Annotated in this window: 4 protein-coding genes; all 4 read right to left on the bottom strand. The window is 67.2% G+C overall.

Annotation, left to right across the window (positions count from 1 at the left end; all coding sequences use genetic code 11):
• Positions 1-2230 (bottom strand): DNA methyltransferase (locus RUR49_RS10650; protein WP_409146334.1); only part of this gene is annotated, 2230 nt, incomplete at its 3' end.
• 1 nt (position 2231) lies between these two features.
• On the bottom strand, positions 2232-5387 hold the full coding sequence (gene drmD, locus RUR49_RS10645; RefSeq protein ID WP_409146333.1) for a DISARM system SNF2-like helicase DrmD: 3156 nt from the start codon (positions 5385-5387) through the stop codon (positions 2232-2234).
• 440 nt (positions 5388-5827) lie between these two features.
• On the bottom strand, positions 5828-6019 hold the full coding sequence (locus RUR49_RS10640) for a hypothetical protein (protein WP_409146332.1): 192 nt from the start codon (positions 6017-6019) through the stop codon (positions 5828-5830).
• 375 nt (positions 6020-6394) lie between these two features.
• A complete protein-coding gene (locus tag RUR49_RS10635; protein WP_409146331.1) occupies positions 6395-7630 on the bottom strand; it encodes a tyrosine-type recombinase/integrase in 1236 nt (411 codons plus the stop codon).
• Positions 7631-8243 lie beyond the last annotated feature (613 nt).

Raw genomic sequence — 8243 nt, 5'->3', positions numbered from 1 at the left:
TAGTCTCCTCGAAGAAGGCTGACAGCACCGCGTCGCCGAGGATGCGGACGAGCGCGACCCGGTCCTCGACGAACTTGTGCTTCTGCTCGAGCACGATGCGTCGCGTGTCGTCCGGCGCCGCTTGGATGTCGGCGCGGGCCTTGCGCGCCTCCTCGACGCGATCCGCCACGAACTGGCGAAACAGCGGCAGCCCCGGTTTCGAGGCATCCCAGTGCATCGCCGCGATCTGCTGGCTGTCCAGACCCACCAGGCTGTCGCCGCTCTTGAGGGCGTGGTCAAGGAAGGTAAACTCGTGGTCGCGGGCGAGCGTCGCGAGCCACAGTGACAGCTTCGCGAGCTCCACAGCGCGCGGGTTCTTGTCGACGCCGTAGAGGCAGCGCTGCGCCACTAGCCGGCGGGCGTGCAGCGGCTCGTCCTCGTCGGCGGGGATCTTCGGTCGCGTCTCAGACCACCGCTCCCACGCGCGGACCAGACGGTCGCCGAGCGCGCGGCAAGCCTCGACCAGGAACGCGCCCGAGCCCATCGCCGGGTCGCACACCTTCAGTGACAGCACGTCCTCCGCCGTCGCGTCGGCGCCGATGCGCTCGAAGGCCGGCTCCAGCGCGTGGCGGACGATCGGCTCGGTGAGGGCGCGCGGCGTGTAGTGGCTGCCGGTGCGCCGCCGTTCGTCGGTCGGCTGCAGCAGCGGCGTGCCGGCGGGGGCCAAGGAGGCACCGGGCGAGGCACGCTCGTCGACAATCTGATGGAGCGCTGCGGCGAGATTCTCGATCGTGCTGGCCGCCTTCAGCGCCGCCTCGACCTTCGTGGGGGTCTTGGCGAGCTCCGCCTCCACCTTCAGGAACTTCACCCGCTCAGCCGGCTTTGCTGTGAGCAGGCGGTTAAGGTCGACGAACACCGGCGTTCGCTCTTTCTTGCCGGCGCGGATGGCGAGAGCCGGGCCGGACATCGTCTCGACCGTGAAGCCCATCACGGTCTCGTAGACGCTGCCGATCTGCTCGACGTCGAGCGTGCGGTAGGAGAGCTTCTCGCCGTCGAGCACGAGCAGCCGATCGAGGATCCTGAGCACGCACTCGTCCGAGACGTCCGCCGGTGCTGGGGCGTCGTCCGGCCCGTCCTGCATCTGCAGGAAGGGAAATGCCGCCGGATCGAACAGCCGCCCGCCGCGGCCGCGGATCCAGTCGCCGGAGGCATCGCCCGCATGCACCAGGCGGAACAGCGCCAGCAGCCGCGCCCAGGCCCCGCGCCGGAGGTGCATGGTGAGCTCGTGGCGGGTGCGGTCCTCCAGCAGGCGGGCGTGCAGCGACCGCACGCCGTAGCCCTGGGCGTAGAAGGCGCGCGCCTCCGCCTGCGCGCTCGACGGGATGAGGTCGCGATCCTCCGCATAGAGCAGGAAGACGAGGCGCAGCAGCACCGTCAGCAGGCCGTCGTAGAGGTGGTCCGGCCGCGAGCGGGCCAGCGCCTCCAGGCGGGGGCCGTCGGCCTCATTGAGCCCGCGCATCAGCTCGTGGAGGGCGCCCAGCACCTGCGCGGCGAGCTTGGTGGAGACCTCCGCCTGCGCGTCACGGCTCGCCTGCAGCAGCGCGGGCAGCCGCCGGTCGGTCGCGTCGTTGTGCAGGCGGTAGGACGACAGCAGCAGCTTGAGGCCACCGAGCATCGGCCGCCCGCCGACCTCGCCGAGCGAGCGCAGCGGGAAGCGCAGCCAGCCGCTCGTCTCGCCGCGCGGGGCGTAGATCAGGCGCAACTCCCCATCCGTGACGAGGATGCCGGTGCGGACCTCCTTCTCCTTGCAGAGCCGCTCCAGCCGCTGGTGCGGAGTCGCTTCCCAGCCGGCGAGCGCGCCGCGTCCGTCCGGGTCCACTCCCACCGCCTCAATCCGCACGAGGATCTGGTGCCCGCCGCCGGGCGCCGTCACCGCCCAGTGCGGGGCGATCTCGGTGTCGCTCTCGTCGATGCGCAGCATGAGGTCGTCCGGCACCGCCGGCCCACCCGGGGCACCCGCCACCTGCGCCGGCTGCCAGCCGAGGATGTCGTGGAAGAAGGCCCAGGCGTCGATGAGGGCTGGACCAGGGTCATCGGAGGATGGCGAAAGATGCGCCTTCGCCTTCTTCATGTCCTCCTTGGTCTGCTGCTGCGGCACGAGGTCGAACTGGCGCAGCACCACCGGCGCGACCACCAGGCCGACCGGCTGCACGTGGCCGAGCCACTCCTCGTTGGGGTCGATCCACGCCATCTCAGTTTCCGACCGGCCAGAGGTAGACGAGCCCGACCGTCTCCAGGCGGTCGGCGACGATGGCGTAGGACTCGCGCACGCGTTTCGGACCCGTCTCCAGGTCCTGCGTCAGCCGCGCGAGCTTCGTCTTCCAGTGGCTGCGGTCGCGCCTGCGTTGCTCTACCTCCGCCGTGATCTCGGGCAGGAACGAAAGCTGCTTTTCGTCCGGCTCGGCGTCCGCCTTGGCGACGCGCGAGCGCTGCTCCTCGAGGAGGCGCTGCAGCGAGGTCGCCTCGGCGTCGGCGACCATCGCGAGATCGCGAGCCGCCGCTGCCTTCGCCTTGTCCGCTCGCTCGCGCAGCTCCGGCTCAAGGTCGGCGGCGTCCTGCGCGGCGAAGGCTCGGATGCGATCGACGATGTGGGGGGCCGGCGTGCGAGCCGACTTGAACGCCCTGTCGAGCTGATCCAGCGTTGTCGCCTCGCCGTCTCTACCGAACGGCTTCAGCGGCTTCGTCCCCCGGCCCGCTTCCAACCAGGGTGCTGTCACCAGGATGATCTCCTCGTGCAGCCGCGCGGCGCCAGGTCCGTAGAGCGCCAGGCGGCCGATCAGCACAACGCGCGGCTGCGCGCCGGGGCCGAGCAACACGCACGCCCGCGACAGCCCGGAGGCGAAGCCCTGGGCCAGGAAGCGCGACAGCAGCCGCCGCACCAGCCGGTGCTCGAGGTGCACCTGCACGACGCCCTCGACGTCGACGCCGGCCTCGGTAACGGCAGGCTCGAAGGCGAAGGCGCGAACCGGGGCGTCGCGGCGCCAATCCTTCAGGCTCTCCCCCCGCTTGCGGCGGCGGATGCGGAGATCGTCGAGTGAGTCCGCCCAGCGTGCCTTCGCCAGCTCGGGATCCGCGGGGTCGAGGCGGAACATCGGCGTGCCGTTGATCTCGCCGGTGCGGTGTGCGTCGAGGCTGGTGCCGGAGCGTCCCATGGCGACGGCGAGGACGGCGCGCAGGTCGTCCGGATCGACGCCCACCTTCTCGCGGGACTCCTCCAGCGTCTTGCGCAGATCGTCGAGCTCCTTCGCCTGCCTCTCGCGGCGCCTGGCCGTCGCGTCGTCCATTTCCTCCACCGCCCGGCGGGAGAGGTCGCCGCCCTCCTCCGCCTCGATCTCGCGGGCGAGCTGGCCGGCACGCGCGATGCCCTCGCGGGCGAGGCGCTCGCCGAGTCGGTCGGCGATCACCTGGCCGGCTGAGCCGAGCTGTTCGCGAATGCGCTCCGTCTTGCGCACCAGCGCCTGCAACACGACGTCCTCCTCGCGCTGCGCGTAGACGAAGTAGCGGCAGGTGATGAAGGTTGACGGCTGCAGCTTGCGGTCGATGCGGCCGTTGCGCTGTTCGAGCCGCGCCGGGTTCCACGGCAGGTCGACGTGGAAGAGATCGTGGCAGCGCATCTGCAGATTGATGCCCTCGCGGGCGGCGTCGGTGCAGATCAGGATGCGCAGCGGATCGGCGGTGGGATCGGTGTTGAAGCGGCGCTTCAGCTCCTCCCGGCGATCGGTCGGCGTGGCACCGGTGTAGCAGGCGATGCGGGCATCCGGATCAAGATCGTCCAGTTCCTCCTGCAGCCGCTTCTCGAGCCAGCGCCGCGTGTCCTCGTACTCCGTGAAGAGGATGAGCCGACGATCGTTCCAGCGCCCGCCCGGCGCCATTTCGGCCCGGATCCACGCAGCGAGGCGGTGCACGCGTGCGTCCGGCTGATTGGCGTGGCGGCGCGCGAGCTTCAGCATCTCGTCGACCATCGCTACGTCCGACACCGCGGCCACGGCGACGCCCGAGGCCTCGGCCGCTTCTTCCTCTTCACGTTCGATGGCGAACTCGGCCGCTGCCTCGTCGTCCGGCTCCTCCTCGATCTCCGGCGCTGCGCCAGGGTCGGAGGCGAAGGTCGGGACGGCGAGGCTCGCGGCCCTCGCCAGGCCGCGGCGGTGGACTTCAAGCGTGCGCGCAAAGGCGGCGATCGACGACAGCAGCCGCTGCTGCAGGCCGACCAGCGTCAGCCGCGCGAAACCCGCCTGCTTCGGCGGCAGACCCTCCGCTTTCGCCCTCACCATCTCGGCGTAGGCACGCAGCATCTGCGAGAGCTGCAGCTCAGGCGCGTCCGGCGGCAGGTTATTGATGACGACCGGCTCGATCCGGCGCTCCGGAAACTTCTCGCCGAAGTGGCGCAGATCCGACTTCAGCCGGCGGACCATCACCGGGTCAAGGTCGCGCGGCCGCACCGGCACGCCCCGCGTGAAGCGCTGCGGGTCCAGCATCTCCAGGAGCGCCGAGAATGAGTTCGAGTGTCCGTTGTGCGGCGTCGCGGAGAGGAACAGGCGGTGCTCGAAGCGATCGGCGAGGCCGCGCATCGTCTTCGTGAACTGGCTGTCGATCGCATACTTCATGCCGCTCGCCGGCGCGGCGTGGTGGGCCTCGTCGAGGATGAGGAGCGAGCGCGAGCGGAAGTCGCCGAGAAGGTCGCGGAGTCCCGAGACGTATGTCTCGTCGGTCACCAGCGAGTGCGAGAGGATGAAGCGCGAGCCGGCCGACCAGGGATCGGCGCCATAGCCGCGCTCGCGCCGCAGGGCCCCCAGGAAGTCGCGGTCGACGATGGTGAACGAGAGACCAAACTTGGTTTCGAGCTCGTCCTGCCACTGCCGCACGGTGCCGGCGGGCGCGGCGACGAGGACGAAGTCGATGCGATGGCGGAGCAGCAGCTCGCGCACCACCAGCCCCGCCTCGACGGTCTTGCCGGCGCCGACGTCGTCGGCGATCAGCAGGTTCACCCGCGGCAGCTTCAGCGCCTTGCGCAGCGGCAGCAACTGGAACGCGTCGAGGTGGATGCCCGCCCGGAACGGCGCCTGGAAGAGCTCGCGGTCCGCTGCCGTGGCGGTGTTCCAGCGCAGCGTCCGGAAGTAGGAGGAGAAGACGGCCGGGTCGTCCGTGCCGACCTTGGCGACCTGCTCCCACCCCTCGTCTGCGAGGACCGTCGCGTCGAGCTCGGCATCCCACACCACCTCGACCGTCTCGCCGGAGGCATCGTCCTCGATGCAGGCGAGCCGAACGACTGGCAGACGGCCAAACGTGCGTGATTCCTCGACCAGCCAGCGTCGTGATCGGACGCGGACGAAATCTCCTACCGCGGGCAACTCGTCTCCCCCCCCCCAACGCCCATTTTTTGAAAGCGCAGCACGCTTCGCTACGCGCCCTCCGGGCTTTACACTACGCTGAAACATGCTGACATTTCATAGCTTTCGATTTCGGTTGGGCCAATACCACCGCTAGATCGACAGCGAGGTGACGCCTTGGCACCTGAAATCCCGCATGAGGTAAGTCCGCCATAGGGTCGCGGCTTGCTCCTTCAGTGTGTCCGGCAGGCGATAGAGGCCAGCTCGGAACAATCCCTTTTTGGCGAGGCGCCGTTCTCCGGAGACGCAATCGTGCGTGGCAATGATGAGCGGCTCGTTCAATAAGAGGTAGTGGAGATTCTGCCTCAGACGACGACGCAGGGTTCGTAGGCGGCCGATGGGAAGTGACGACGAGTCACTGAAGCAGCACGTCATTTTGGACGGAGCCAACAATAAGTATTCTATACTTTTTCAATCGAAATTATATCAAGTTCACCATTGCGGACTTTCATATAATTTGATTGCTTCTTTTTTACTTCACTGATAGCGTTTGTTTCTGAAGCGGCTATAACAATGGTCTGAGTTGGGGATAGAAGAACTCTTCTTGGATTTTCTCGGTCCAATACTCTGTATTTTATTTTGTATTTTGCCATGAACGTTCGCCCTGATTTTTTGTTCTCTCGATTGTATAGTTCTTATGTCTAGATGGCATTCGATAACGCCGCAGAAGCGACAGTCGCCAACAACATAACACTGCGCCCCGGATCCCATTGTCAATGGCCACTTACATCTCTCTAAAGTGGGCAATTCAAGACACTCAAGATGGAGCGCTGAGGTGGGCGCAGACATGAACCGCCTGCGAAGGTCAGACTGCAGGCTACTGTTGATCCTTCGCTGCGCCCAGCTGTCGCAGGAAAGCACACACCGCCGATGATATTGCAATCTCAAGATCACCTTCGGCTGATCAGAGCCACAATCACTTCTAGAATACATTCCATATTTTAGTGCTGGGTCAACTTCAATATACATCAAGCACGCTTTTCTTCGGTTGGCCACCTCTCGCAGTACGTCGCCCACTCCGCCATCAGCGCTCGCCGCTTTTCCAGCGCGTCACCGCGGCGATACGCACGCTCGGTCGCATCGCCCACCACATGCGCCAGCGCTTGCTCGGCCACCTCCCGAGTATGGTTCGTCTCCTCGGCGCACCAGTCGCGGAACGCCGAGCGGAAGCCGTGAACGGTCGCATCGGCCCTCAGCCGCCGCATGACCATCGTCAGCGCCATGACGGAGAGGGGTCGGCCTCGCTTCTGGCCCGGAAACACGAACGCCGAGCCGCCGTCATCAGCGGGCCGCAGCGGCGCCACCTCCGCCAGGATTGCCAGAGCCGCCGGCGACAGCGGAACGCGGTGCTCCCGGCCCATCTTCATCCGCTCGCCGGGCACCGTCCACACGCCGGCCTCGGGGTCGACCTCACGCCACCTCGCCCCCAGTACCTCGCCGCTCCGGGCCGCCGTCAGAATCGTGAAGCGAAGGGCGAAGGTGCTCATGCCGGTGAGCCGGCCGAGGCGCGCCATCAGCGCCGGAACCTCGGCGTAGGGCTTCGCCTTGTGGTGACCGCGGGTGAGCTTCTGACGCCTGGGGAGCAGTACGTCCAGGTGGCCGCGCCAGAGCGCCGGGTTGTCACCCGACCTGAGTCCTCTCGCCTTTGCTGCACTCAGCACCTGCTCGATACGGCCGCGGATTCGGGAGGCTGTCTCGCTCTTGGTGAGCCAGATGGGGCGAAGGATGCCCACGACGTCATCAGTGGTCACTTCATCAATCGGCTTCCCGCGGATCGTGTCGCAGTAGGCGTCGCCGAGAGTCATCTTCCACTGCGCCCGGTGCTTCGGGTTGGAAAAACCGGCCTCGATCTCAGCGACATAAGCGTCGGCAAACTCGCCGAACGTCGGCTTCGCCGGAGCCGCATCGCCCTGGGAGGCGACGGGTGCGCGCTTCTCGTCGAGAGGGTCCAACCCCGCTGCCCGAAGCTGCCGCGCATGGGCGGCCTTTTCTCGCGCCTGGGCAAGCGTCACGTCCGAGAGGCTACCCAGCCCCAGCCAGCCCTCCCGGCCGTCGCCACGGCGGTAACGGTAAATCCACGAGCGCGAGCCGGTCTTGCCGATCTGGAGGTTTAACCCGTCACCATCGGCGTAAAGGCCCGGCTTCGTGAGCGTGGCGAGCGTCCGCGTGTTGAGCCGCTTCGCCGTTCTAGCTGCCACCGCCATTCCCTCCTACCCACGCACCTACCTACGCATTGCAGGCGGCAACCTACGCACGACGGTAGACACGTGGGGACGGATGACGCAAGAGAGACGGGTGAAAACAGCGACTTATGGGATACGAGTGTACGACGCTGTACAATGATATGGCGGCCTCTCCCTCCGCCACTACGCACAAGTTCGCGGGACTGCGACGGACAACGCGCTGCCCAGAGCAGAAGGTTGGAGCCCAGGCCCCTCCCCTCCGCCACCAGTTTGATCTAAGTTGTTGAAATGCATCCGTGTTGGCTGACTGAAGCCAGCCGGCCCTGCACAAGCCCCTGCACAGCGCGTCTGGACACGGGCATTTGGCCACGGTGCTGCCGACGGCGCCCAAGAGGCCGGCTGTCGTCGTGGTGGCGATCGCCGAACCGCGGACGCCGACGCGGCGCTTGCGGCCGCGATGGGGGACGATGTCGTCCTCAACCGCCAATCGTTTCCCGATCGGCCGCCCGTTGAGGACGCTTTCAGGAGTTGCGGGCCAGCCGGGAGCGATCGCTTCGCCGCCGCCGTCGCCGCTCTCGGGCAGAAGCCGGAAGGAACACGCTTCACCGAAGCATCACGGTTTTGACTTCTGCGG

This window comes from Pseudoxanthobacter sp. M-2 (assembly GCF_046156265.1).
In the GTDB taxonomy this organism is placed as follows: Bacteria; Pseudomonadota; Alphaproteobacteria; order Rhizobiales; family Segnochrobactraceae; genus CAMDHY01.
The sequence above is the reverse complement of the archived record's forward strand: the minus strand, read 5'-3'. Positions and strand labels throughout refer to the sequence as shown.